Genomic DNA, 24,726 nt, shown 5'->3' on the forward strand with positions numbered 1-24,726 from the left:
GCCAGGCCGGGCGTCGCTCTTTATTTACCGGGGGAACCCATGCCCAACGAACGCCACGTCGCCATCAGCGGCCAACAATTTATCGGCGGCCAGCGCCGCGCCGCAGGGGAAGCTGCGCTGCTCAGCCTGCGCGCCGACGACGGTCAGCCGACCGGCTACCGCTTCCACCAGGCCACGGCAGCAGAAACCGCCGCCGCCGCCGAAGCCGCCGCCGCGGCCTTTGTGCCCTATTCGCAACTCAGCGCCGAGCAACGCGCGAACTTTTTGGACACCATCGCCGAGGAGCTAGATGCCTTGGACGAAACCTTCTTCGCCCTCGCCACACAGGAAACGGCCCTGCCGCCGGCGCGCTTGAGCGGCGAACGCGCCAGAACCAGCGGTCAGATGCGGCTGTTCGCCACGCTGCTGCGGCGCGGCGATGTCGAGGGCGTACGCATCGACTGCGCGCTGCCACAGCGTTCCCCCCTGCCGCGCCCCGATCTGCGTCAATACCGCACGGCGCTCGGCCCGGTGGCGGTATTCGGCGCCAGCAACTTCCCGCTGGCGTTTTCCACCGCGGGTGGCGATACCGCCGCCGCGCTCGCCGCCGGCTGCCCGGTCGTGTTCAAAGCACACAGCGGCCATATGATCACCGCCGAGCTAACCGCTCAGGCGATCGAGCGCGCACGGGAACGCACGGGGATGCCCTCTGGCGTCTTCAACATGCTCTTCGGCAACCGCGTGGGGGCCGATTTAGTACAACATCCGGCGATTCAAGCGGTGGGATTCACCGGCTCGCTGCAAGGCGGCCGGGCGCTGTTCGATCTGGCGATGCAACGTCCCCAACCTATTCCGGTCTTCGCCGAAATGTCGAGCATCAACCCGGTAGTGATCCTGCCCAAGGCGCTGGCGCGGCGCGGGCAGCACATCGCGCAGGAACTGGTCTCTTCCTTCACGCTCGGCTGCGGCCAGTTCTGCACCAAGCCCGGCGTGATCGTCGCGCTGCGCGGCGCCGCCTTCGATCGGTTAACCGAAACGATGAGCGCCCTGGTCAACGCCGCCGAGCCGCAGCCGATGCTGAATGCCGGCACCCTGGAGCACTACCGTCACGGGCTGGCGGCCCTCGATGCCCACCCGGGTATGCGGCGGCTGGCAGGCCGAAGCGAAACGCCTGCTCTTCGGGCGGCGGCGCAGCTTTATCAGGCGGAGGAGGCGCTGTTGCTGCAGGCCGACCCGCTGCTGCAACAGGAGGTCTTCGGCCCGGCCAGCATCCTGGTGGCGATGGATAACGAAGCGCAGCTGCATGCGGCGCTAACGGCATTGCAAGGCCAGTTGACCGCCACGCTGCTGGCGGACGACGACGATCTCGATATGGCCGCCGGGCTAACGGCACTGTTGGCGCGCAAAGCCGGTCGGGTGCTATTCAACGGGTACCCGACCGGGGTGGAAGTGTGCGACGCCATGGTGCACGGCGGCCCTTACCCGGCCACCAGCGACGCACGCGGCACCTCGGTAGGCACGCTGGCGATCGAGCGTTTCCTGCGGCCAGTTTGTTTGCAAAACACCCCTGCAGCGCTGTTGCCGCCGGCGCTGCAGGACGCCAACCCGCTCAACCTGCTGCGACTGGTTAACGGCGCTTACACCCGAGATCCCCTGGTTTCACCTGCCCAACATTAGCCCGGCCGCATCTGCCTGCCACTCAATAACAAAAGGGTAATACCATGACAACCCAAGGCAAATTCAAGAAGCAGCTTACGCTCACCGATCTGACGTTCATCGGTCTGGGCGCCATCTTCGGCTCCGGTTGGCTGTTCGCCGCCAGCCACGTCTCCTCCATCGCCGGCCCGGCCGGCATCTATTCCTGGCTGATCGGTGGCCTGGCGGTGCTGCTGCTCGGCATCGTCTACTGCGAGTTGGGCGCCGCTCTGCCGCGCGCCGGCGGCATCATTCGCTATCCGGTATTCTCGCACGGTGAACTAATGGGTTACCTGCTGGGGTTTATCACGCTGATCGCCTTCTCCAGCCTGATCGCCATCGAAGTCGTCGCCGCCCGGCAGTACGCTGCCGCCTGGTTCCCGTTCCTCAGCCAGCCGGGGTCCGGCGATCCAACAGCGATCGGCTGGCTGGTGCAGCTGGCGCTGCTGTGTTTTTTCTTCGCGCTCAACTACTACAGCGTCAAAACCTTCGCCAAATCCAATAACCTGATCAGCGTGCTGAAGTTTCTGGTGCCCCTGCTGGTGATCGTGGTGTTGTTCAGCTTTTTCAAACCGGAAAACCTGCACAGCCAGGGCTTTGCCCCTTTCGGTTCCGCCGGGGTTGAGGCCGCCATTTCCGCCGGCGGCATCATCTTCGCCTACCTCGGCCTGACGCCGATCATTTCGGTCGCCAGCGAGGTGCAAAGGCCGCAGCGCACCATTCCTATCGCGCTGATCCTGTCGGTGGTGCTGTCCACCATCATCTATGTGCTGCTGCAGATAGCGTTTCTCGGCAGTATCCCTAGCGAGATGCTAAGCGGTGGCTGGGCCGGCATCAGCCAACAGTTCTCCCTGCCGTTCCGCGACATCGCCATCACGCTGGGCATGGGATGGCTGGCGTTTCTGGTAGTCAGCGACGCGATCGTTTCGCCGAGCGGCACCGGCAACATCTATATGAACGCCACGCCTCGCGTGATCTACGGTTGGGCGCGCGCCGGCACCTTCTTCAAACTGTTCACCCGGGTGGATAGCGAGTCCGGTATCCCGCGTCCGGCGCTGTGGTTGACCTTCGCTCTCTCGGTATTCTGGACGCTGCCATTCCCGTCCTGGGAAAAGCTGATCGGCGTGGTGTCCGCCGCACTGGTGTTGAGCTACGCCATCGCCCCGGTCACCGCCGCCGGGCTGCGGCGCAATGCGCCCGATATGCCGCGTCCGTTCCGGGTGCGCGCTTTCTGCGTGCTCGGCCCGCTGTCGTTTATCATTTCGGCGTTGATCGTCTTCTGGTCCGGCTGGGACACCGTCTCCTGGCTGCTCGGCTTGCAGATCCTGATGTTCTTCATCTATATCCTGTTCAAAAATCAGGTGCCGACCCACGCCGTTAGCCTTCGGCAGCAAATTTGGTCCTCGTTGTGGCTGATCGTCTTCTATGCGCTGGTGATCGGGCTTTCCTACCTCAGCAGCTTCGGCGGCATCGGCGCTATTGCCCATCCGTGGGACACCTTCACCATGGCGGTGATTGCGCTGGCGATTTACTACTGGGGCGCCTATACCTGTTTACCCCAGGCCAATTTTATCGGCGATGAAGAAGAATGAACCCAGGGGGGACATCGAGATGACATCTATGCACGTTCTGTCGTTGGAACAGGCTTATCAACTGGCGCTGCGTACGCTGCGCAGCAACGGTTTCAATCAGGCACATGCCGAAGCGGTGGCGCAAAATGTCACCCAGGGCGAACGCGACGGCTGCGCTTCTCACGGCTTATACCGGCTGTTGGGCTGCGTGCGATCGCTGCGGGTAGGCAAGGTCTCTGCCGATGCGGTACCCAAGTTGTTCGACCAGGCGCCGGCCATCTTGCGTGCCGACGCCGGCGGCGCGTTTTCCCTGCTGGCCTACCGCACCGCTCTGCCGGCCTTTATCGGTAAGGTGCGCGCCAATGGCATCGCCGCGCTGGCGATCAACCGCTGCGTGCATTTCTCCGCGCTGTGGGCCGACATAGAACCGCTGACCGAACAGGGGTTGGTGGCCTTAGCCTGCACACCCAGCCACGCGTGGGTGACGCCGGCCGGCGGTTCGCGTCCGCTGTTTGGCACCAACCCCATCGCCTTCGGCTGGCCACGCCCGGATCGGCCGCCGTTTTTATTCGATATGGCCACCAGCGCGGCGGCGCGCGGCGAAATCGAACTGCACCACCGCGCTGGCACCCCGCTGCCTGAAGGCTGGGGCATTGATAAGGCAGGCAATCCGTCCACCGATGCCGCCAGCGTGTTGGAGGGCGCGATGCTGACCTTCGGTGGGCATAAGGGCTCGGCGCTGGCGGCGATGGTTGAATTGCTGGCAGGGCCGCTGATCGGCGATATGACCAGCAAGGAATCGCTGGCCTATGACAACGGCACCGGTTCGTCGCCTTACGGCGGTGAGTTGATCATCGCGTTGGATCCCGAGCGTTTTCTCGGTGCGGATAAGGCGAAATATTTCGCCGGAGCAGAAGCGATGTTTGCCGATATGCAGGCGCAAGGCGCACGCATCCCCGGCGAGCGGCGTTATCGACAGCGGCGGCAGAGCGAGCAATACGGCGTGGAAATTCCCAGGACATTGTACGACGAAATAATGGCGCTGTGCGATTAGCGCCGGATTGATGCCCCGCGCCGGCAACCCGGCGCGGGAAAAGGCTTATCCAGCCTGAGCCAGATCGCTGTGCAGGCGCTTGCGCCACACCGGTTTGGTGTCCCAACGGGCGAAGTGTTTCGCCTCTTTACCCGGCTGCACCTGATGCCACATGTCTTCTTGCCACCGGATCGGTTCCTTTCCTCGCAACGTTGGACGGGTCTGTTTAATCGTCCGTTGCAAGACGCTCGCTTCTTCCGCAGAAATGTTCGGCGCCTGTCTGGCGGCGTCCAGCGCACGGCTTCCCAGCGGCGCCATCACCTGATACAACACGTTGACCTGCTGCAGCGTCGCTTGCTGATTAGTGCTCATCCCCTTACCCGACCAACCGTCGAAGTTTTCACCGGGATCGTCCCCCTGCGCACGATACTCATTACCAGGCCCCTCGACGATGTTCCATCCTTGCCAGGTCACCAGAGTGTGTAATCCATCGCGATCCTGCAGGTTTTTATTCTTGATCTGTGTGATCACCTCGGCACGGTTTGGCACACCGATCAGGTTCATAAACTCGTCCAGCGCGTTCCAATGCTGCCCCGCCACCAGACCATTCCAGACATTACGCAAACAGTTCCAAGGAATGGTGTGATGCCAGGTCAGCGTGATAAGCGGTTTGGTTGACGCATGTTGCCAACGGCTCGGTTCACTGCCCCGATCGCCTCTAATGATCCCATCGACTTCTAATGGCATAGCTGCCCCTCTTCTGGCTGAGATGAAGAATATGCGCAAGGCCGGTGACCCGGGTGGCATAAAAACGTCAGCTAAAATCGTAGCAGCTCACACTGAGATGGCAATAAAACGCAAGGCACGCTCTGCCGCAGACCGGCAACCGCAGAGCGCGCCCGAAAACGGTGGGCTTAAGAGGGATTATCTGACCACCATCACCGAAATATTGGCATGGCGAACGATGGCGGCGGCGTTAGATCCCAGCAGATAGGTTTTCACGCTCGGGCGCCGTGAACCGATAATGATCAGGTCGGCGTCGATCTCTTCCGCCAGTTCCAACACCTGATCGCGCGCAGAACCGAAGCTGACGGTGTAATTAAGGCGATCCAACGGCAGATCGATTTCCGACATGATTTTCTTCAGTTTGTCCACCGCCTTCACCTCCGCCTGATTCTCAAATTCCTTGAGACCGAACGAATAGGCAGTAACAAAAGCCGAGGCATCCGGTAGCGCATGGAAGAAATGCACTTTAGCGCCGGACATCTTCGCCAAATATTCCACATGCTTCAGCGCATGCTCGGTCAACAGATCCTCTTCAATATCGATCGGCACTAAAATAGTCTTGTACATATCACATCCTTTCTATGTAAACCGGGTGCCAACAGAATACTGCCGCGCACGGGCGCGGTGAATCGCTTTATCACGCTTTTGTGATCGGGGGGTAAATACTGATAAGGATAGCTTTTAATTTAACAAAATATAAACATCACACCGATAACGGATAGGCGATTAATTATTTATTTCTCGAGATTAAATCAGCTGTAAATAAACCGCTTTGGCGGTGGCGGCGGTCTTATTGGCGACAGAAAGTTTTTTAATCGAGTTGCCTATGTGGAAATTGATCGTGCGCTCGCTCACCCCCATCAACAGCGCGATCTCTTCCGCCGTTTTCCCTTCGCTGCACCAGCGTAAAATGTCTTTTTCGCGCAGCGTCAGCACATCTTTTATCGCGTCGTCGTTCACCGATATCAAGGCTTCACGCAGCGTTTTATGGGCGGTTTGCGCCAGCCAAAGGAAAAAGGTTTCATTTGCCGCACGCGCTTGTGGCGTTTGCTCCGGTAGCGCTGTGCCGGCAAACGTCAGGATCCCCAGCCTGCCATAGCAATCCTTGACCGACTGCGACCAACCGGCGCACAGGCCAAACTGCGCCATACGTCGCCAAAGCGTCGGCCGATCGTGATAAAAACGTTCGTCCCACTGGAACTGCAGCGTGGAATGGTGAGCGCGCTCAATGACCGGATCCTGCAAATACACCCGCTGCCGCCGATAATCTTCGAGATACTCTGCTGAAAAATTACCTTCGATCAGCATCTTGGGGCGGCTGGCCGGATAACAGGAAAACACGATGTAGGAGAAATAATCAAACCCCAACGCCTCGGCGCAGGGCCCCAGTTGCGTCAGAAAGCATTCGCGATCGGCCAGGCTGCCAATCACCTCCGCCATGAGCCGTTGAGTGCGGGTATCCATAACGCAGGTTCTCCAGATAGCGATGCCGATTATCGATAGGTCAGACTCACTATAGAATATCGCCGCCCGGCGCCAGTAGCCGTTTCATATAATAAAAAATACCAACGCTATAACGAAAACAGCTATTCCCCTCAAAATAAGCCTTTTTATTGCGCCGAACAGGAAAACTACGCGAATAGCATAATCCCTTCAGGACGTAAACCTGTCATTTCTACCGTTAGACAGCCAGGACACCGCCAATTACTTTCCAAACAGGCACCCGGTGCCGCCGTAAATCCAAAGAGATAATAAGCATTTGCGAATTTCGCATGGCATACAGTGACGGGGATTTTCTATGGCAGAAAGTAATGCGGCAATTCAATCGGCTGCGATTATCGGCGCGGGAACGATGGGCAGAGGCATCGCTTATCTTTTCGCGCAAAAAGGCATTCGTACGGTGCTTTATAATCGCAACGGCAATACCCTCAATCAGGCTCGCGAATATATCGCGCAAGACCTGAACAAGAAAGTCGAACAGGGCAAGATCGCGCTGCAGGATAAAAGCTCAGTGCTGGCCAATCTGGTGTTCTCGACGGCGCTTGTGGCTATCGCCGACAGCGAGTTGGTGATAGAAACCATCGCCGAGCATGAACAAACCAAACTTGAGGTGTTGGCGGCCATCGCCGCGGTGGTCAAGCCCGATACGCTGATCGCCACCAATACCTCCTCACTGTCGCTTAACAAGCTGGCAACCGCGGTGACGCACAGCGAGCGGTTTATCGGTTTGCACTTTTTCAACCCTGCGCCGCTGATGAAACTGATTGAAATCATCCCGGCCTACTTTACCGCACACGCCACCACGGAACGTTGCCGTCAACTGGTGGCCGCGTTGGGGAAACGCGATGTCGTCTGTCAGGCCACGCCGGGGTTTATCGTCAACCGCATGGCCCGCCCCTACTACCTGGAAGGGTTCCGCCTGTTGGAAGAGCACGTGGCGCGCGCGCCGCAGATCGACCGTGCCCTCAAGGCCGGCGGACACTTCCGCATGGGGCCGCTCGAGCTGACCGATTTTATCGGCCAGGACATCAACTATCAGGTCAGCCGGCAAATCTGGCAGGACATGCAATACGACCCGCGCTATACCCCCGGCCATCTGCAGCGTTCGCTGGTCGATGCCGGTCTGTTGGGGAAAAAGAACGGCCGCTCCTATTTTGCCGCCGAAGAAACCGCCCCGCCAGTGACGGCCGCCATCGATGCAGACGTCGAGACGCTGCGCGTTTACGGCGAACACCCTTTTTTTACCCTGTTGCAACAGCGAGCCGCACGTCAGTGGCCACAGCTGCGCGTGGAACAACGGCCGGCCTTACCGAGCCTGGGGCCGGCCGTCCAGATCAATGACGCATTCACCGTCAGCATCACCGATGGCCGCACGGCGAGCCAGTTAGCCGAGCAGACGACGGCTGACGCTTTTGTGGTCGACATCGCCCTGAACTACGCCGACACGGCGTATCTGGTTGCGGCGCACAATCGCTATGCCTCTGCGGCCAATAAGGCGCTGTTTTTACGCCTGCTGCACACTGCGATCCCGCAGGTTGAATTTATCAAAGACTCCCCGGCGCTGATCGTCGCTCGTGTCCTCAGCAGCCTGATCAATGAGTCGGTGATCATGGTGGAAAGCGGCGTTTGCAGCCGGGAAGACATTGATGTCGCCGCCGTCGCGGGCGTTAACTACGCCGGCGGCATTTTCGACTGGCTCGGCAAACTGGGGGAGAAAAACGTCAGGACGACGCTGAGCAATCTGGCGCAGCTGCTGCACGCAGCGCGCTATGCGCCGCATTACACCCTTCTGCACGCCGCGCAACCGGCGCTGACGACCACGCCTTGAGGAGCCATGATGAACATTAACGATGACGGCGTTTATCTGATCGACGGCACGCGCACGGCGATCGGCGCCTATGGCGGCAGCCTGGCGCATACCCGCCCCGACGACATGGCGGCGACGATCCTTCGCGGCCTGCTGCAGCGCCATCCGGCGGCGGAAGCGAATCTGGACGAAGTGGTTCTGGGCTGCGCCAACCAGGCCGGCGAAGACAACCGCAACGTCGCCCGCATGGCAACGCTGCTTTCCGGGTTGGACCCGTCGGTGCCGGCCATCACCCTCAACCGCCTTTGCGCATCCGGGTTGGATGCGGTGATCTACGCCGCGGCGAAAATCCGCAGCGGTCTTAGCGAACTGGTTTTGGCCGGCGGTGTGGAAAGCATGAGCCGCGCACCCTATGTGCTGAGCAAGGGCGAAACGCCGTTCGACAAAGGCGTGAAGCTGTATGACACCACGTTGGGATGGCGCTTCGTCAATCCGCGGCTGGCGGAGCGCTACGGCAGCGACCCGCTGGGCATCACGGCGGAAAACGTGGCCCAACGGCAACATATCTCACGCGAGGAACAGGACCTGTTCGCGCTGGCCTCGCAGCAAAAGGCCAGCCGGGCGATCGACAGCGGCCGGCTGGCGCGGGAAATCACGCCCGTGGACGTGCCGGCGGATCGTAAAACCACCCGCACATTCGCGCAGGATGAATTTCCCCGGCTCAGCACGTTGCAACAGCTGCAGGCGCTGAAACCGGCGTTCTCCGCCGGCGGTTCGGTCACGGCGGGCAATGCTTCCGGCATCAACGACGGCGCCGCCGCGCTGCTATTGGCTTCCGGTCGCTACGTGAAACGCCAGGGCTGGCAACCGCTGGCGGAGATCGGCGACAGCGCGGCCGCCGGCGTTGAACCGGCGCTGATGGGGCTGGGGCCGATCGCCTCCACCGAGCGCTTACTGCAGCGCGGCGGGTTCACCTTGAACGACTTCGACATCATCGAGATTAACGAAGCGTTCGCCTCACAGGTTCTGGCGGCGCTGAAACACTGGCGCATCGACGCCAACGACGCGCGGGTCAACCCGAACGGCGGCGCCATCGCGCTCGGTCATCCGCTGGGGATGTCCGGTGCGCGCCTGGTGCTGTCGGCGGCGCTGGAATTACGCGACCGACAGGCAAGCAACGCATTGGTGACAATGTGCGTCGGCGTCGGTCAGGGCCTGTCATTAAACCTTAAAGCCGTTTAACACAAGGAACATACGATGAGCGTACTGAACATTCTTGAAGAAAAGCTGGCGGAAACCAAAAAACAGGGGCGTTTTCGCGAGTTTCTCAACCTTGAACGCGGCGTGCAGGACAAACCCTGGGCCACCAGCCACGGGCACCACGGCGAGCGCCGTCTCAACGTCTGGTGCTCGAACGACTATCTGGCAATGAGCCACCACCCCAAAGTGCTGCTGGCCACCACCGACGCGGTTAACCGGGTCGGGCTGGGCACCTGCGGCGCCCGCAGCATTTCCGGCACCTCGGTCTACCACAGCGAGCTGGAAACGCTGCTGGCCAGCGCCTACGGCAAAGAGTCGGCGCTGCTGTTCACCACCGGTTTCGGCGCCAACGACGCCACCTTATCCACCCTGTGCGACGCCATTCCCGATCTGATCGTGTTCTCCGACGAACTGAATCACGCCTCGATGATTTACGGAATTCGCTACAGCAAAGCGGAGAAAAAAATCTTCCGCCACAATGATGTAGCACACCTCGCCGAGCTGCTGCAGGCCGCCGATCCGGCGCGGCCAAAGCTGATTGCCTTCGAGTCGCTGTATTCCATGGACGGTGACTTTGCTCCCCTGGCGCAGATCGTGGCGCTGGCGGAGCAGTATCAGGCGCTGACCTATCTCGACGAAATTCATTCGGCAGGCGTGTATGGCGAACGGGGATTGGGCTATGCCGAACAGCTGGGCCTGTTAGATAAAATCACCATTATTCAGGGCGGATTCGGCAAGTCTTACGGTGCGGCGGGTGGCTATATCGCCGCGCCCCGCTCGGTGGTGGAAGCGGTGCGCAGTTGGGCCCCGGCATTCGTCTTCAGCACCTCGTCACCGGCGCCGGTGGTAGCCGCCGCGTTGGCCAGTTTTAAATACAACCTCGAGCATGACACCCAGCGCAAGCACCTGCTGGCGATCGTCGATCACCTGAAAACCGGCCTGCGCGCCGCCGGCATCCCGCTGGTGTCGGCAGACAGCCATATCCTGCCGCTGCTGGTCGGCGATCCGCACCGCAACAAACACATCAGTAAAGTGCTGCTCGATGAGCATGATATTTACGTGCAACCGGTCAATGCCCCGACGGTGCCCGCAGGCAGCGAGCGACTACGGGTAACGCCGACCTCGGCACATTCCCATGCCGACGTGGAGACCTTCCTGGCGGCACTAGGCCGGGTCTGGGCAGCGAACGATCTGCGGAGGGCAGGATGAAGTTAGCGGATTATAACGGCCATCTGATCACGCTCTGCCTGATGGCGACCGGTACCTTCGCCATCGGCACCGACGCTTTTATCGTCGCCGGCGTACTCAGCGATATTTCCGACACCTTTGCCGTCAGCCCCGCGCAAGCGGGGCAGTTGATATCGGTATTCGCGCTGGCCTATATGCTGTTCGCCCCCCTCACCGCCTGGCTGCTGGGCAACGTCAACCGCAAGCATATCCTGCAGTTGGCGCTGGTGCTGTTCATCGCCGGCAACCTGGCCTGCGCCTGGGCCACCAGCTATCTGCAGATCGCGTTCGGCAGAGTGCTGGCGGCATTGGGGGCGGCCTGTTACACGCCGCAGGCCGCCGCCGCCGCGGTGGGGCTGGTGGCGGAAAAACGCCGCGGCCTGGCTATTTCCATCGTCTATGGCGGCATGACGTTGGCTATTGCGCTCGGCATTCCGTTCGGTACCTTTCTCGCCAAACTGATCGGCTGGCGTGAAATCTTTCTGTTCATCGCCCTGCTGGGGGCGATTGCGCTGCTGGGCCTGTCGTTGGCGCTGCGCGCCATTGCGCCATCGGGCAAGCATTCGCTGAAAGAGCGACTCGCCCCGCTGCGGCAAAAGGCGGTGCTGACTACGCTGCTGATCACCTTTTTTGCCGTTTGCTCGGAACACATCGTCTACAGCTACGTCAGCGTGTTGCTGAAAAACACCCAGTTCGGCCCTGAGGCGATCCTGCCCCTCGCGTTGCTGGTGTTCGGCATTGGCGCGGTGATCGGCAATTTTGCCTCCGGCGCGTTAACCGATGCCCTCGGCAGCAAGTTCGTGCTGCTGTTTTCCGTGGCGATCCAGACGCTGTCTCTGTTTTTGCTGGCCTTTTATGTCACCTCGCCCTGGTGGGTACTGGCCATCTTCCTCGTCTGGGGCATTACCGGCTGGATGTACCTAGTACCGATCCAGCATCACCTGTTGTCGCTATCGAAACGCTTTGGCGCGCTGACCGTGTCGCTCAACAGCTCGGTGTTGTACGCCGGCATCGCGGCGGGCGGGATGCTGGGCGGCCTGACGCTCTACGCGCTGCCGGCCTATTACCTGCCGCTGTTTTCGCTGCCGCTCGGCGCCATCGCCCTGCTGCTGACGCTGTTGTTTTTCCGGGGAGAAGCCAGCGATGAGTGAAGTTCTTCCGGTGCTTTATGAGCGCCATGGCGCGCAGGTTGCGGTCATCACCCTTAATCGGCAGGAAAAAAAGAACGCCATCAACCTGCAGATGGCCGAGTTGATCCGCACCTACCTGCGGCAGGCGGATAACGATGACTCGGTGCGAGCGATCGTGCTGGCCGGCCAACCGGCGGTATTTTCCGCCGGCATGGATATCAACGCCTTTCATCAGGGTGAACTGCCCATCGTCACGCCGGAGGGGTTTGGCGGGCTGATCCATGCACAGATTGCCAAGGTGATCATCGCCGCCGTTGACGGCATCGCGTACGGAGGCGGATTTGAGCTGGCGCTGGCGTGCGATCTGATCGTCGCCGGCCAGAACGCACGCTTCAGCTTCCCCGAAACCGGGCTCGGGTTAGTCGCCGCACAAGGTGGGTGCGCGCGCTTGCCGACGCGTATCTCCCCCTATGTCGCGCTCGACTGGCTGCTGACCGGCAGAACCGTCGGCGCACAGGAGGCGCTGTCACACGGCGCCATTTCCCGTATCAGCGAGGGGACGGCCCGGGAAGAAGCGCTGCGCATCGCCGAACAGATCGCCGGAAAAGATCTTGCTGCCAGCCAAGCGGTGAAGGCCATCGTGCGCCAGGGGCTGGCACGGCAAGAAGCCCCCTCATTCGATTTTCAACAAGGCCCGGTCGAGCGCCTGCGTCAGGCCGCCGCCCGCCGATAATGCCCCTGCCGGTTCGTCTGAACCGGCATTTCCCGTTTGTCCTCCACCGCTCATTTTACGCAGCCCGCTTCTCGGCGCTGGGTTACACTGCCGGTAGTCCTAATGCGCTGATAAGGAAAAATAATGCGCCTTTTGCCTCTGCAGACCCCCAGACTGATCCTGCGCCCGTTCACGGCCGACGATCTGCCCCACTTTACCGCCTACCGCAGTCACCCTGACGTGGCGCGCTATCAAAGCTGGAGCGACTACAGCGCCACCGATGCGCAGGCCTTTTTCGAACGGCAACGGCAGCTCGCGTTCAACCGTGACGACAGCTGGTTCCAGCTGGCGGTCGAGCGCCGTGAGGACGGCGCGTTGCTCGGCGATGTCGCGGTGCATTTCTTCGATGAGGGGCGCCAGGCTGAACTGGGCGTGACCTTCGCGCCCAGCCACCAGCGGCAAGGGCTGGCGCGCGAGGCGCTGAGCGCCGTCATCGCTCTGCTGTTCGGGGCGCTGGCGAAGCACCGTATTACTGCGGTGGTGGACACGCGTAATCTTGGCGCCGCCACACTGTTCGGCAAGTTGGGTTTTCGCCGCGAGGCCTATTGGCGGCAAAACGTGTTTTTCAAAGGCGCATGGGGCGACGAATTCGGCTTTGCCCTGCTGCAAAGCGAATGGCGGGAGAATGCAAGGCATGACGCTGCTGAATAAATACCTTGGGCAATACCAGTTCTCGGAACGGCATGCGATCGCCATCGCCGCGCCGCAGGCGCGGATCCTGGCGGCCGTGGCCGCCTACGATCCCAAGCACGATCGTTTCTTCCGCAGCATGATAGCGCTGCGCGAATTGCCCGCGCGGCTGATGCCACGCGATAAGCCCAGCCCGCCGCCGTTTGGCCTGCATAACTTTTGCCTGCTTGAGCAAGATGACAGCGCGTTGGTCTATGGCCTGATCGGCCGCTTTTGGCAGGCTGAATACGGTCTGGAGCAGGTCGCTGACGGGGCGGGCTTTCTCGCCTTCGCTCAGCCCGGCGTTGCCAAACTGGCGCTGGGGTATGCCGCGAGCCCGCTGGAGGGCGGGCGCTGCCGCCTGGTAACGGAAACGCGCATCTTCTGCCCCGACAGCGCCAGCCGGCGGCGGTTTACCCCCTACTGGTATGCGATTCGCCTGGTGAGTGGGTTGATAAGACGCCGCATGCTGCGCGCCATTAAAGCCGCCAGCGAAAAGCAGACGGCGAATCATTCACCTGATTGATTAATTTAAGAGCATTCTTAGAGAATGAAAATCATTATCAGCCTATTTTTTAATCACAACAAGATAGTGTTGAGAAGCCATTAACCCCGCCCCCTGCGGGGATTTTTTCGCCTATTTATCGCCTGTTTCAGGAAACACCTGCATAAACAAGAAGGTGCAAGGCTTGCGCTGATACTGATTGATCTGCGGCACCAGCCGGGTGAAATGCTCGGTCTGACAATGCACGTCCAGGGCGGCGCGGTCCGGCCAGCTTTCGATAAAAATAAAGTGCCCGGGATCCTGCTGGTCGATGCACAGTTCATAACTGATGCACAGCGGCTCTTGACGGGTTTTCGCCACCAGCTCGCGATACCATGGCATAACGGTGTCAATGTGTTCCGGATGGATAAAATCTTCAGCGATGACCTTCAGCATGTTGCGCTCCTGCATTCTGTTTTGCCGTGCTTCACCTTATCGTCCTCACTCCCGAGATGAAAGCGCCCTACTCCAGGTCTATCACCGGGTTGCCAATTCGGTGATAACGCACACAGATCTCGATCAAAACGCTTGAACGCGCCATAGCCCTGTGTGAACGTTTGATTAACAAAAAAGCAACACACCATTCACTATGGTGATGTCTGCATCAACCTGCCGACCCGATACGCGGCATTTTTTTCGCCCTTAAAGGCCTGACCATTAGTCCTTTAGACCTTTATATCTCACGAAGAAAATCCGCTGTGACCGTCGTGTTGAGGGCAACGGCGCCAGGACGGTCCTTATGACCGACGCTTGTCATTCTCAGAAGAGAGGTTATCGCCAGTGAATCACGCCACCTATGCCGCTCCAGCGCTCAACGCCGCCATCCGCAAAACCTGGCGCAGACTGGTGCCCTTGATGTTCGCCATGTACTTCATCGCGTTTATCGACAGGGTTAACGTCGGCTTTGCCAAGGACGCGATGGCTATCGACATCGCGCTGTCGCAATCCGCCTTCGCATTGGGCGCCGGGATATTTTTTGCCGCCTATGCGCTGTTCGGCATCCCGGCCAATCTGCTGATGAACCGCTGGGGCGCCAAACGCTGGCTTAGCGCCACCACCGCACTGTGGGGGGCGCTGTCGGCCTGTACCGGGCTGGTGACCAACGAACAGCAATTTATCATCCTGCGGTTTCTGCTGGGGATCGCCGAAGCCGGCTTTTACCCTGGCATCCTGTTGCTGGCGTCGATCTATTTTCCCAATAAGGTGCGCGCCTCGGTCATTGGCATTTTCGTGCTCGGTGTGCCGGCGGCCCTGACGCTCGGCTCACCGCTGTCGGGGGCATTGCTGGAGATGCACGGCGTGTTGGGTAAACCCGGCTGGTTCTGGATGTTCGTGCTGGAAGGGCTGCCGGCCGTCGCCCTCGGCGTCTTCGCCTTTTTCTATCTCGACGATAACCCTCGGCAGGCTCGCTTTTTGACCGAGGAAGAACGCACGGCATTGGTCACACAGTTGGCTGACGAACAGCAGCAGACCGAAACCAGCAGCGTCAAAGCGGCAATGAGAAGCGGCACCGTTTGGCATCTGGCGTTGATCTACGGCACCCTGCAAATCGGCGTGTACGGCCTGATGTTTTTCCTGCCGTCGCAGGTCGCCTCGCTGATGGGCACCCATCTCGGTTTCAAGGCCTCGCTGGTGGCCGCCATTCCCTGGGCGTTCTCCGCGCTGGGCGTCTATTTCCTGCCGCGCTATGCCGACAGAAAAACCGCCAGAAGATTACCGATCGCCGTGGGGTGCATGGTCGCGGCAGCGCTGGGGTTGGTCGTTTCTTCCTATGCCGGCCCTCTGCTCGCTATCGTCGCCCTGAGCTGCTGCGCAGTCAGTTTCCTGGCGGTACAGCCGATTTTCTGGACGTTTCCCGCGCAGGTGCTCACCGGCCCGGCGCTGGCGGCCGGCATCGGTTTTTGCACCACGCTCGGCGCCGCATTCAGCTTCTTAGCCCCGCTGATCCGCACGGAGGCGGAACAGCGTTTTCACAGCCCGCATGCCGGGCCGCTGGTGCTGGCCGCCTTTTCACTGCTGTGCGCCACGCTGTTGTGGGCGCTCAGAAACCGGCGCGCCGACGTGAGCAAGCAAGACGCAGAGATTGCCGGATAGCGGCGCGTTATTTAGCCATTATTGAACCTGCAGATGGGACACTGGCACTCAGCCCTCTCCCCCGCAGGTATTAAATGGATGAATTGACGCACATTATCGCTAAATACAGCCCGGAACCGGAGATGTTGCTGCTGCTGATTTTCCTGTTCGCGCTAGGAAAATCCGTGATCGTGGTGTCTTCCGCCTTGCCGCCCGCCTCGGTGACGCTGCTGGTAGGCATCCTTGCAGGCAAACACACGCTGCCCCTCGGTGCCGTTTGGGCGGCCATCGCCCTCGGCGCCACGTTGGGATCGATCTTGTCGTTCCACGGCGGCGCGCTGCTGTGCCGCCACGATCTTGGCCGCCGGCTGCCGGCACGCTTTCACACTCCGCTGCACAAAGCGCAACGTTCCTTGCAAAAGCGCGGGCTACCGCTGCTGTTCGCCTCGCGTTTCCTGGCGGTGATGCGCTACACCGTGCCGCTGATGGCCGGCATGCTGCAACTGCCGGCGAGGCACGTCTATGCCACCGCCGCGCTTTCAGCCGCCGTTTGGGCACTCCTCTTGATGTCGGCCGCGCATTTATTCCCCGCTTCTTGACCTGAAAGATTCTTGGGCAAATACCCCATCCCTGCGCCGACGTTGCGCCAGCGCACAGCCTCCCTTGCCGTATAAAGTACGGTGCAACATCGCAGTTTGCGCCAGATCACCTTTCTGAACATCAGTCGAAAAATGCGAATTTTTTTGCAGAATGCACGCTTAAAACGGCGCCATGAGGGAAAAAACAGAGAAAAGTCTGTGCGTAACACGCTGATTTGGTTGGTGGGTCGTACAGGGTTCGAACCTGTGACCAATTGATTAAGAGTCAACTGCTCTACCGACTGAGCTAACGACCCAACGCGATAAATTGTCCTCCTCGCCAGTGCCGCTGTCAAACGCTTCCACTCATTACTTTTTCTCATGCGATTTTTACAACTCTTTGTTTAATCAACGAGATAAGCCGCATAAGGTCTGTTAATCCCACCTTTTGAAGAGTAATCTTCCGCTCCCTGAACGTCCGATTTGCCTCCTCCGTGTAAAGATTGATCGACTTTTATCCCACGTATAAATGTTGTAAACATGTTGCACAAAGGTGGCGTTATTGCACTACCTTACTAAAGCCGGACCAACCGGATAAATGTATAAAAAAGAGCCACTTCAGAGCTCACGACTTCACTAATGACAGGTAAAACAGGACATCATCAGATGGTAGATCACTCTAAAATAGCGACTGACGCGACGCCCGCTTCAGAAGATCATCTACGGCGAAACCTTACTAACCGACATATTCAACTGATCGCCATCGGCGGCGCCATCGGCACCGGTCTGTTTATGGGCTCCGGTAAAACCATCAGCCTGGCCGGCCCTTCGATCATCTTCGTGTACATGATCATCGGCTTTATGCTGTTCTTCGTGATGCGCGCCATGGGTGAGCTGCTGCTGTCTAACCTGGAATACAAATCGTTCAGCGATTTCGCCGCGGATCTGCTCGGCCCGTGGGCGGGTTTCTTCACCGGCTGGACCTACTGGTTCTGCTGGGTGGTCACCGGCATCGCCGACGTTGTGGCGATCACAGCCTACGCCCAGTTCTGGTTCCCCGGACTGTCACAGTGGATTGCTTCACTGCTGTGCGTGCTGTTGCTGCTCGGCCTTAATCTGGCGACGGTGAAAATGTTCGGCGAAATGGAGTTTTGGTTTGCGATGATCAAAATCGTCGCCATCGTCGGGCTGATCGTCGCCGGGCTGGTGATGATCGCCATGCAGTTCCAATCGCCGACCGGCACCGTGGCCTCATTCACCCATCTGTGGAATGACGGCGGCATGTTCCCGAAAGGCATCAGCGGTTTCTTCGCCGGCTTCCAGATCGCAGTATTCGCCTTCGTCGGCATTGAGCTGGTGGGCACTACCGCCGCGGAAACCAAGGATCCGGAGAAGTCATTGCCGCGCGCCATCAACTCGATTCCGATCCGCATCATCATGTTCTACGTGTTCGCCCTGATCGTCATCATGTCGGTGACGCCGTGGAACTCCGTGGTGCCGGACAAGAGCCCGTTCGTTGAACTGTTCGTGCTGATTGGCCTGCCGGCCGCGGCCAGCGTGATCAACTTCGTGGTGCTAACCTCCGCCGCCTCCTCCGCCAACAGTGGGGTGTTCTCCACCAGCCGCATGCTGTTCGGGCTGGCGCAGGAAGGCGACGCGCCGAAATCGTTCGCCAACCTGTCCAAGCGCGCGGTGCCGGCCAACGGCCTCACCTTCTCCTGCATCTGCCTGCTGGGCGGCGTGGTGCTGATTTACCTGATCCCGAACGTGATGACGGTCTTCACCCTGGTGACCACCGTATCGGCGATTCTGTTCATGTTCGTCTGGACCATCATCCTGTGCTCGTATCTGGTTTACCGCAAACAGCGCCCGGCGCTGCACCAGAAATCGATCTACAAGATGCCTGCCGGCAAGCTGATGTGCTGGGTATGCATGGCGTTCTTCGTGTTCGTGCTGGTGCTGCTGTCGCTGCGCGAAGACACCCGCCAGGCGCTGATCGTCACCCCGCTGTGGTTCATCGTGCTCGGCCTGTCTTACGTGTTCCTGCGCAAGAAGAAAACCGCGTGATGCAAAAAGGGGCGGATCTCTCCGCCCCTTTCTTTCTACGCCTCTGCGCTAATCCGCTTCCGTCGCCACCGCTGCTTTCCCCTTGCGCCGTATGCGCAGCTCGCTGACTACCACCCCAATCACGATCAACGCGCCCCCCAACAACGCCACGCCCGGTAAACGTTCACCGGCGAGCCGCCCGACAATGCCCGCCCAGACCGGTTCGCCGGCGTAAATCACCGTGGCCCGCGTCGGCGAAACGCTGCGCTGCGCCCAGTTCATAGTCAGTTGAATCAAGGCGCTGGCCAGCCCCAGCCCAATGGCGCTGTACAACAGGTAATCCGAATACGGCGGCGGCGACTCGCCGGTCGGCACCATCATCAAAAACGAGGCCAGCGAGGCGGTCGCCAGCTGCACAATGGTCACCCGGCGGATATTGACCTTACCGGCGAAGGCACCGATCAGAATGATCTCTGCCGCCATGCCCAGCGTGCCGGCCAGCGTCAGCATTTCGCCAAGGCTCAGCGTCATGTCCGTGCTGCTCGGTGCCGCCAGCAGCATCAGGCCGGTAAAGGCCAGCAGAATACCGATCCACGACATGATGCCGGGGAACCGCCCCAGTACCAGCCATTGCAATAGCGGCACGATCGGCACGTACATGGCGGTGATGAACGCCGATTGGCTGCTGGTAATCGTCTGCAGACCGACGGTTTGCATGCTGTAGCCGAACATGATCGCCAGCCCGATCAGTACGCCCGCCTTCAGTTCATACAGGGTCAGGCCGCGCAGAACGCGCAGCGAAAACAGCGTCAACGCCAGCGTGGCGGTGGCGAAACGCAGACCGACGAAAAAGAACGGCCCGCTGACTTGCATCGCGTGATGCACCGCCAAAAAGGTGCCGCCCCAGATCATGGTGATGAAAATCAACACCGCTTCCGGCAACCTGATTTGCGGAACCACGGCGGAAATAAAGGATTTTTTTGCTGCTGACACCGGCTTGCCCTTCCTGCTGAGTGCAATATAATGCACAGATCCTGCCAGTATGAGATAAAGTCCGGCGATGAGCAATACGGCGCATAACGCGAAAACCGATCCCCCCAAGGTGCTGCAGTACCTGAGCAGCAATCTGCGCGGCTACCGCCAACAGGCGGGCCTGAGCCAGATGGCGCTGGCCGAACTTTCCGGCGTCAGCCGCCGCATGCTGGCGGGCATCGAGGCCGGCGATCGCAACGTCAGCCTGGCGGTGCTCGACAAGATCGCCGCTGCCCTGAAGATTTCGTTCACCGATCTGATCCAGGCGCCGGAAGCGCGCGGCAACCATCTGGTGGGGGAACTGGCCTGGCAAGGCGCGCAACCGGGCAGCCAGGCGCTGTTCGCCGCCAGCGTGCCGGCGCGCCAACGGGCCGAGCTGTGGGAATGGACGCTGATGCCGGGCGAGCGCTATGACTCTGCGCCGGACGCGGAAGGCTGGAATGAAATGATCTACGTGATTGCCGGTACCCTGACGCTGGAGTTGGAACAAGGCACGCTGACGCTCAGCGCGGGCACCGCACAAACCTTCAACAGCGATCAACGCTACGCCTACGCCAACCACGGCGATCTCCCGCTGCGCTTTATCCGCAACGTCGCCTTCTGACTGCTCGCCAGCCCGCGCCGGCGGCGGGTGTCGTGTCGCTGTCGTGCCGCTGTCGTGGCGCAGCTACCCCGCCCGCCCTACACTGAATGACAGTGACAGCGAACTCAGGAGTGCACCATGCAAAAGTATCGCATCAGGCCATTACGTCTGGAAAAAGGCTGGTCGCAGGAGCAGCTGGCGACCATCGCCGGCCTCAGCACCCGCACCGTACAGCGGATTGAAAACGGCGAACAGGCCAGCCTGGAAACCTTGACCGCGATCGCCGCCGCGCTGGGCGTGCAGGTCAGCAATCTCAACGCACAGCCGCAACAGACGACAATGGGGGAGGAGACGCCTGACGAACAACGTCTTCGTCGCCAGGTCGCGGCAGAAGGCAAACTGCTGAGCATGGCGGTGCGTTTCGCCGTCATCGGTGCGATATTGCTCGCTGTCAACGTCTTTACCCATCCGCACTATCTCTGGTCGCTGTGGGCGATCGGCGGCATGAGCCTCGCGCTGGTCATGCGGGCGGTGCGCACTCTGCTGCTTCGTAACGTCTTCAGCCGCTGGCAGGAACAGCGGCTGGCGCAAAAACTCAGGCGTCTGCCGTGAGCCTCAACCACTCGGCCAGCCGAGCCAGCGCGCTGCCGGGCACGATCGGCTGCGGCGACAGCAGGTAATAGCCGCTGCCGTCGGGCATAAAACCGAACGGCGCGCTCAACAAGCCGGCGGCCAGATCGTCTCGCACTTGCAGCCACGGGCCCATCGCAATGCCAAGACCGGCGACCGCCGCCTGCAGGCTGAAATAGAAATGATCAAAGCGCTGCTCTGGATGCCCCACCAAGGCCATCCCCTGTTGCTGCGCCCAATGCCACCAGGCATCCGGCCGGGTGGCGGCATGCAGCAGCTTCGCGCCGGGCCGCAAACTCAGCAGGCTGCCCTCAGCGATCGTCATCCTTGCCAATGCCCCGGGTTGGCACACCGGCCCAACCTTTTCACTGAACAGCGCCAGGCTATGCACCTCCTTTCCCCAATCGAAGTCATTGCGCCTGATCGCCGCCGTAATGCCGTCATGGAACGAAAACGGCCCGCCACCGGCCACCAGCTGTAAGTTGATGTCCGGATGCGCCTGCTGAAAAGCCGGCAGACGCGGGATCAGCCAACGCATCAATAAGGTCGGTTCACAGGACAAGACCAGCGGCGCGTCGAGCGCCTGCTGACGCAGTTCCAGCGCGGTATGATCCAGAATGCCGAAGGCCTGCTGCGTCGCCTGAAACAGCTTGCGCCCCGCCGCCGTGAGCAGTACCCGCCGATGGCGGCGCTCAAACAACGCCACGCCCAGTTCCTCTTCCAGCGCCCGCACCGCCCGGCTGACGGCGCCATGCGTCAAATTCAGCCCCTGCGCCGCCTGCGTAAAACTTTCCAGCCGCGCGGCGGCCTCGAAGCAGCGCAGTCCGCCCAACGGCAACGGCCTGCCGGTTTTGCGTGAGTTTTTCTCACCGATATTGTCACTATTCATCGTTTGTCACCGAGAAAAATTACTCTTATAAATCAGTCACTCTATTGTTAAACATCGCAAGGATAACTATGACTGAACTCATCGCTGTCGTCACCATTACTTTACTCGCCGTGATAAGCCCAGGGCCGGACTTCGCCATGGTCTCGCGCAACAGTCTGCTGCTCTCACGCCGCGCCGGCATATTGACCGCCTGTGGCATCGGCGCCGGCGTACTGGTTCATGTCAGCTATACGCTGATTGGCGTCGGCGTGTTGATTCAACAATCGCCCTGGTTGTTTAACCTGCTCAAAGGCATCGGCGCCGCTTATCTGATCTATCTCGGCTTTACGCTGCTGCGCAACGCGGCGCATCAGGATGCCACGCCCAGCACCGCGCCGGCCGCCATCAGCGATTTCGGCGCGCTGAAAACCGGCTTTTTCACCAACGCGTTAAACCCGAAAACCACCATTTTCATCGTCAGCCTATTCATGCAGGTCGTCTCTCCGCACACCCCGCTCGGTGTACAAATTGGCTATGGCCTCTTTATTGCCGCCGTCCATGTGTTCTGGTTCGCTGCCGTTGCGTTGCTGTTTTCCGCGCCTGGCGTCAATGCGCGCTTTTTGCGTTTACGCCGCGGCATCGACCGCACCTTTGGCGGGCTGCTGATTGTCTTTGGCGCCCTGTTGGCGATCGCCGGCATCAGGTAACGCCACGACGCCAAGTTCGTCATTCGCTTCTATGCTTATCAGGGGTTTTTGTTAATCATCTGAGCGGGAGTACGAAACATGACGAAACTGTTGGTGCTTTATTACTCAATGTACGGCCACATCGAACGCCTGGCGCAGGCGGTGGCTGAAGGGGCGAACCGTGTCAACGACGTGGACGTGACGATTAAACGCGTGCCGGAAACCATGACGCCGGAGGCCTTCGCCAAAGCCGGGGGCAAGCAACACCAGCAGGCGCCGGTCGCCAGCCCGCAAGAACTGGCGGACTATGACGGCATTATCTTCGGCACGCCAACCCGCTTCGGCAATATGGCCGGGCAAATGCGCACCTTCCTCGATCAAACCGGCGGGCTGTGGGCTTCCGGCGCGCTGTACGGCAAGGTAGGCAGCGTCTTCTCCTCCACCGGCACCGGCGGCGGCCAGGAACACACCATCAGTTCGACCTGGACCACGCTGGCGCACCACGGTTTCATCATCGTACCGATCGGCTATGCGACGCAGGAGCTGTTTGACGTTTCGCAGGTGCGAGGCGGCACTCCGTATGGCGCCACCACCATCGCCGGCGCCGACGGTTCGCGGCAGCCGAGTAACGAAGAGCTGACCATTGCCCGTTATCAGGGCGAACACGTGGCTAAAATCACCGCCAAGCTGAAAAGTTAAGCACCCTCCAGCCCCCGTGATCCAAAGGGCCGCGCATTCGCACGGCCCCATCTTGTTGCCAACCCGCCGCAAGGTTAGAATGCCCCTCCCCCGGCCATTCAGCGTCTGAAGGCCAGGCCCGAATTCGTTCTGCCCGTCGCTCATCCGCTTTCAGCCCGAGGACGGGCGTTCTGTTTTTTGCGCACAGCGAAGGGAATAAGTCAGTGTCTAAAGATTTTGATGAACTAATAAGAGACATGGATCTTATTATTGAAAATGTAGACAGCTTCAAGGCTCTGGCTCCGCGCGCGCCCGAGCCGGCTCCGGCCCCGCCGCCGCCGGTTCATCACTACGACTCGTTCTGCGAAAACATCGCGCTGAAAGTCGTCTTGAAGGTGCTGCTGTCTTCGGTGGACAAGATAGTCAAAGTACAGATCGCCAACAAGGTCGAGCAGGAAATCGCGCAGATCGAACAGCAGGTGGTGCGCGCCGGCGGCGGCCCGGTATCACCGGACGATCTGGCGCAGATGACGCATTACGTTCGCCGCACGGTCAACGACCTGCTGGAGTAATCCTCCCCCCTTTGAAACGGCGTCTGTTGGACGCCGTTTTCATTTCTGCCGCATTGCACGTGCGGCTTGGCTGTACCATGACTGACACATTCACAACATGAATATGTTGCATTGTTGTATTCGTTTCACTGCGATAAGTTTATTTTACTGTAAATATATACAGTACTTTTTAACTTATTGAGGATATGAATATGCGCTTTAACAACAAGATGTTGGCCCTGGCCGCCCTGCTGTTCGCCGCTGAGGCGTCGGCCGACACGCTCGAATCCATCGACAACTGCGCGGTCGGCTGCCCGACTGGTGGCAGCAGCAACGTGTCTATCGTGCGTCATGCTTATACGTTGAACAACAACAGTACCACCAAGTTCGCCAACTGGGTGGCTTATCACATCACCAAAGACACGCCGGCCAGCGGCAAGACGCGCAACTGGAAAACCGATCCGGCGCTCAACCCGGCGGACACGTTAGCGCCCGCCGATTACACCGGCGCCAATGCGGCGCTGAAGGTCGATCGCGGTCATCAGGCGCCGCTGGCTTCGCTGGCGGGCGTTTCCGACTGGGAATCGCTGAACTACCTGTCCAACATCACGCCGCAAAAGTCCGATCTTAACCAGGGCGCCTGGGCGCGGCTGGAAGATCAGGAACGCAAGCTGATCGATCGCGCCGATATCTCCTCGGTCTATACCGTGACCGGGCCGCTGTATGAACGCGATATGGGCAAACTGCCGGGCACCCAGAAAGCGCATACCATCCCCAGCGCCTACTGGAAGGTGATTTTCATCAACAACAGCCCGGCGGTGAACCACTATGCCGCCTTCCTGTTCGATCAGAACACGCCGAAGGGCGCCGATTTCTGCCAGTTCCGCGTGACGGTGGACGAGATCGAGAAGCGTACTGGCCTGATCATCTGGGCCGGTCTGCCGGACGACGTGCAGGCTTCGCTGAAGAGCAAGCCCGGCGTCCTGCCGGAGTTGATGGGCTGCAAAAACTGACGAAAAAACCCGCCG

Annotated in this window: 25 protein-coding genes and 1 tRNA gene; 19 read left to right on the forward strand and 7 right to left on the reverse strand. The window is 60.1% G+C overall.

Going from position 1 to position 24,726, the window contains the following annotated elements; translation table 11 throughout:
• Window positions 1-39 precede the first annotated feature (39 nt).
• From ACJ8HA_RS08720 to ACJ8HA_RS08730, 3 genes are read left to right on the forward strand one after another with little or no spacing between them, the layout of a single operon-like run.
• Window positions 40-1,656 (forward strand): aldehyde dehydrogenase (NADP(+)), encoded by a 1,617-nt coding sequence (locus ACJ8HA_RS08720; RefSeq protein ID WP_043141800.1) that lies wholly within the window; start codon window positions 40-42, stop codon window positions 1,654-1,656.
• A gap of 44 nt (window positions 1,657-1,700) precedes the next feature.
• Window positions 1,701-3,266: an APC family permease gene (locus tag ACJ8HA_RS08725; RefSeq protein WP_025302350.1), complete on the forward strand. Its 1,566-nt coding sequence runs from the start codon at window positions 1,701-1,703 to the stop codon at window positions 3,264-3,266.
• A 19-nt stretch (window positions 3,267-3,285) separates the two neighbouring features.
• Entirely contained in the window at window positions 3,286-4,299 is a 1,014-nt protein-coding gene (locus ACJ8HA_RS08730) for an Ldh family oxidoreductase (RefSeq protein ID WP_025302349.1), read from the forward strand.
• A gap of 45 nt (window positions 4,300-4,344) precedes the next feature.
• Here ACJ8HA_RS08730 and ACJ8HA_RS08735 read toward each other — a convergent pair whose 3' ends face one another.
• The 3 genes from ACJ8HA_RS08735 to ACJ8HA_RS08745 all read right to left on the reverse strand — a co-directional run bounded on the left by ACJ8HA_RS08735 (window position 4,345) and on the right by ACJ8HA_RS08745 (window position 6,528).
• A complete protein-coding gene (locus ACJ8HA_RS08735) occupies window positions 4,345-5,025 on the reverse strand; it encodes a hypothetical protein (RefSeq protein ID WP_025302348.1) in 681 nt (226 codons plus the stop codon).
• 177 nt (window positions 5,026-5,202) lie between these two features.
• Window positions 5,203-5,631 (reverse strand): universal stress protein, encoded by a 429-nt coding sequence (locus ACJ8HA_RS08740; RefSeq protein WP_025302347.1) that lies wholly within the window; start codon window positions 5,629-5,631, stop codon window positions 5,203-5,205.
• Window positions 5,632-5,811: 180 nt separating this feature from the next.
• On the reverse strand, window positions 5,812-6,528 hold the full coding sequence (locus tag ACJ8HA_RS08745; protein ID WP_025302346.1) for a LuxR family transcriptional regulator: 717 nt from the start codon (window positions 6,526-6,528) through the stop codon (window positions 5,812-5,814).
• A gap of 334 nt (window positions 6,529-6,862) precedes the next feature.
• Between ACJ8HA_RS08745 and ACJ8HA_RS08750 the strand changes: the two genes are divergently transcribed.
• The 7 genes from ACJ8HA_RS08750 to ACJ8HA_RS08780 all read left to right on the forward strand — a co-directional run bounded on the left by ACJ8HA_RS08750 (window position 6,863) and on the right by ACJ8HA_RS08780 (window position 13,955).
• Window positions 6,863-8,392, forward strand: coding sequence for a 3-hydroxyacyl-CoA dehydrogenase NAD-binding domain-containing protein (locus ACJ8HA_RS08750; protein WP_099817374.1), 1,530 nt, complete (start codon window positions 6,863-6,865; stop codon window positions 8,390-8,392).
• A gap of 9 nt (window positions 8,393-8,401) precedes the next feature.
• Window positions 8,402-9,613 (forward strand): acetyl-CoA C-acyltransferase, encoded by a 1,212-nt coding sequence (locus ACJ8HA_RS08755; protein WP_442515299.1) that lies wholly within the window; start codon window positions 8,402-8,404, stop codon window positions 9,611-9,613.
• A gap of 15 nt (window positions 9,614-9,628) precedes the next feature.
• A complete protein-coding gene (gene hemA / locus ACJ8HA_RS08760) occupies window positions 9,629-10,840 on the forward strand; it encodes a 5-aminolevulinate synthase (protein WP_015377390.1) in 1,212 nt (403 codons plus the stop codon).
• Complete coding sequence (locus tag ACJ8HA_RS08765) at window positions 10,837-12,009, forward strand: MFS transporter (RefSeq protein ID WP_043141814.1); 1,173 nt, start codon at window positions 10,837-10,839, stop codon at window positions 12,007-12,009. The genes hemA and ACJ8HA_RS08765 overlap by 4 nt, the downstream gene beginning before the upstream one ends.
• Window positions 12,002-12,721 (forward strand): enoyl-CoA hydratase-related protein, encoded by a 720-nt coding sequence (locus tag ACJ8HA_RS08770; RefSeq protein WP_025302341.1) that lies wholly within the window; start codon window positions 12,002-12,004, stop codon window positions 12,719-12,721. The genes ACJ8HA_RS08765 and ACJ8HA_RS08770 overlap by 8 nt, the downstream gene beginning before the upstream one ends.
• Before the next feature lie 123 nt (window positions 12,722-12,844).
• Window positions 12,845-13,411: a GNAT family N-acetyltransferase gene (locus ACJ8HA_RS08775; RefSeq protein WP_049204278.1), complete on the forward strand. Its 567-nt coding sequence runs from the start codon at window positions 12,845-12,847 to the stop codon at window positions 13,409-13,411.
• A complete protein-coding gene (locus ACJ8HA_RS08780) occupies window positions 13,395-13,955 on the forward strand; it encodes a hypothetical protein (protein WP_049204288.1) in 561 nt (186 codons plus the stop codon). The genes ACJ8HA_RS08775 and ACJ8HA_RS08780 overlap by 17 nt, the downstream gene beginning before the upstream one ends.
• A gap of 111 nt (window positions 13,956-14,066) precedes the next feature.
• Here the strand turns inward: ACJ8HA_RS08780 and ACJ8HA_RS08785 are convergent, their stop codons facing one another.
• The gene (locus ACJ8HA_RS08785) at window positions 14,067-14,369 is read right to left on the reverse strand and encodes a putative quinol monooxygenase (protein WP_049204287.1); all 303 of its coding nucleotides are present in this window, start codon (window positions 14,367-14,369) and stop codon (window positions 14,067-14,069) included.
• Window positions 14,370-14,753: 384 nt separating this feature from the next.
• On the opposite strand from ACJ8HA_RS08785, the gene ACJ8HA_RS08790 reads away from it, so the two are divergent.
• The gene (locus tag ACJ8HA_RS08790) at window positions 14,754-16,067 is read left to right on the forward strand and encodes an MFS transporter (RefSeq protein WP_049204277.1); all 1,314 of its coding nucleotides are present in this window, start codon (window positions 14,754-14,756) and stop codon (window positions 16,065-16,067) included.
• A gap of 74 nt (window positions 16,068-16,141) precedes the next feature.
• Window positions 16,142-16,645 (forward strand): DedA family protein, encoded by a 504-nt coding sequence (locus tag ACJ8HA_RS08795; RefSeq protein ID WP_025302336.1) that lies wholly within the window; start codon window positions 16,142-16,144, stop codon window positions 16,643-16,645.
• 220 nt (window positions 16,646-16,865) lie between these two features.
• Here the strand turns inward: ACJ8HA_RS08795 and ACJ8HA_RS08800 are convergent.
• Window positions 16,866-16,941: transfer RNA gene (locus ACJ8HA_RS08800), tRNA-Lys, on the reverse strand.
• 349 nt (window positions 16,942-17,290) lie between these two features.
• Here ACJ8HA_RS08800 and cycA point away from each other — a divergent pair.
• A complete protein-coding gene (cycA, locus tag ACJ8HA_RS08805) occupies window positions 17,291-18,691 on the forward strand; it encodes a D-serine/D-alanine/glycine transporter (protein ID WP_043141829.1) in 1,401 nt (466 codons plus the stop codon).
• Window positions 18,692-18,739: 48 nt separating this feature from the next.
• On the opposite strand, the gene ACJ8HA_RS08810 is transcribed toward cycA, so the two are convergent.
• Window positions 18,740-19,663: a DMT family transporter gene (locus ACJ8HA_RS08810; RefSeq protein ID WP_049204275.1), complete on the reverse strand. Its 924-nt coding sequence runs from the start codon at window positions 19,661-19,663 to the stop codon at window positions 18,740-18,742.
• A 67-nt stretch (window positions 19,664-19,730) separates the two neighbouring features.
• Between ACJ8HA_RS08810 and ACJ8HA_RS08815 the strand changes: the two genes are divergently transcribed.
• Both ACJ8HA_RS08815 and ACJ8HA_RS08820 read left to right on the forward strand, forming a co-directional pair.
• Window positions 19,731-20,306: a helix-turn-helix domain-containing protein gene (locus ACJ8HA_RS08815; RefSeq protein ID WP_043141833.1), complete on the forward strand. Its 576-nt coding sequence runs from the start codon at window positions 19,731-19,733 to the stop codon at window positions 20,304-20,306.
• A gap of 117 nt (window positions 20,307-20,423) precedes the next feature.
• Entirely contained in the window at window positions 20,424-20,897 is a 474-nt protein-coding gene (locus tag ACJ8HA_RS08820; RefSeq protein WP_025302332.1) for a helix-turn-helix domain-containing protein, read from the forward strand.
• On the opposite strand, the gene ACJ8HA_RS08825 is transcribed toward ACJ8HA_RS08820, so the two are convergent.
• A complete protein-coding gene (locus tag ACJ8HA_RS08825) occupies window positions 20,881-21,804 on the reverse strand; it encodes a LysR family transcriptional regulator (RefSeq protein ID WP_043141837.1) in 924 nt (307 codons plus the stop codon). The two genes, ACJ8HA_RS08820 and ACJ8HA_RS08825, sit on opposite strands and share 17 nt — an antisense overlap.
• Window positions 21,805-21,872: 68 nt before the next feature.
• On the opposite strand from ACJ8HA_RS08825, the gene ACJ8HA_RS08830 reads away from it, so the two are divergent.
• The 4 genes from ACJ8HA_RS08830 to ACJ8HA_RS08845 all read left to right on the forward strand — a co-directional run bounded on the left by ACJ8HA_RS08830 (window position 21,873) and on the right by ACJ8HA_RS08845 (window position 24,711).
• On the forward strand, window positions 21,873-22,490 hold the full coding sequence (locus ACJ8HA_RS08830; RefSeq protein ID WP_043141841.1) for a LysE family translocator: 618 nt from the start codon (window positions 21,873-21,875) through the stop codon (window positions 22,488-22,490).
• 78 nt (window positions 22,491-22,568) lie between these two features.
• The gene (gene wrbA, locus ACJ8HA_RS08835) at window positions 22,569-23,168 is read left to right on the forward strand and encodes an NAD(P)H:quinone oxidoreductase (RefSeq protein ID WP_025302329.1); all 600 of its coding nucleotides are present in this window, start codon (window positions 22,569-22,571) and stop codon (window positions 23,166-23,168) included.
• Window positions 23,169-23,404: 236 nt separating this feature from the next.
• The gene (locus ACJ8HA_RS08840; protein WP_016928271.1) at window positions 23,405-23,719 is read left to right on the forward strand and encodes a hypothetical protein; all 315 of its coding nucleotides are present in this window, start codon (window positions 23,405-23,407) and stop codon (window positions 23,717-23,719) included.
• A gap of 191 nt (window positions 23,720-23,910) precedes the next feature.
• Window positions 23,911-24,711: a DNA/RNA non-specific endonuclease gene (locus tag ACJ8HA_RS08845; protein WP_442515300.1), complete on the forward strand. Its 801-nt coding sequence runs from the start codon at window positions 23,911-23,913 to the stop codon at window positions 24,709-24,711.
• Window positions 24,712-24,726: the final 15 nt, after the last annotated feature.

It is taken from the genome of Serratia sp. CY33802 (genome assembly GCF_052169095.1).
Classification (GTDB): domain Bacteria; phylum Pseudomonadota; class Gammaproteobacteria; order Enterobacterales; family Enterobacteriaceae; genus Serratia; species Serratia bockelmannii.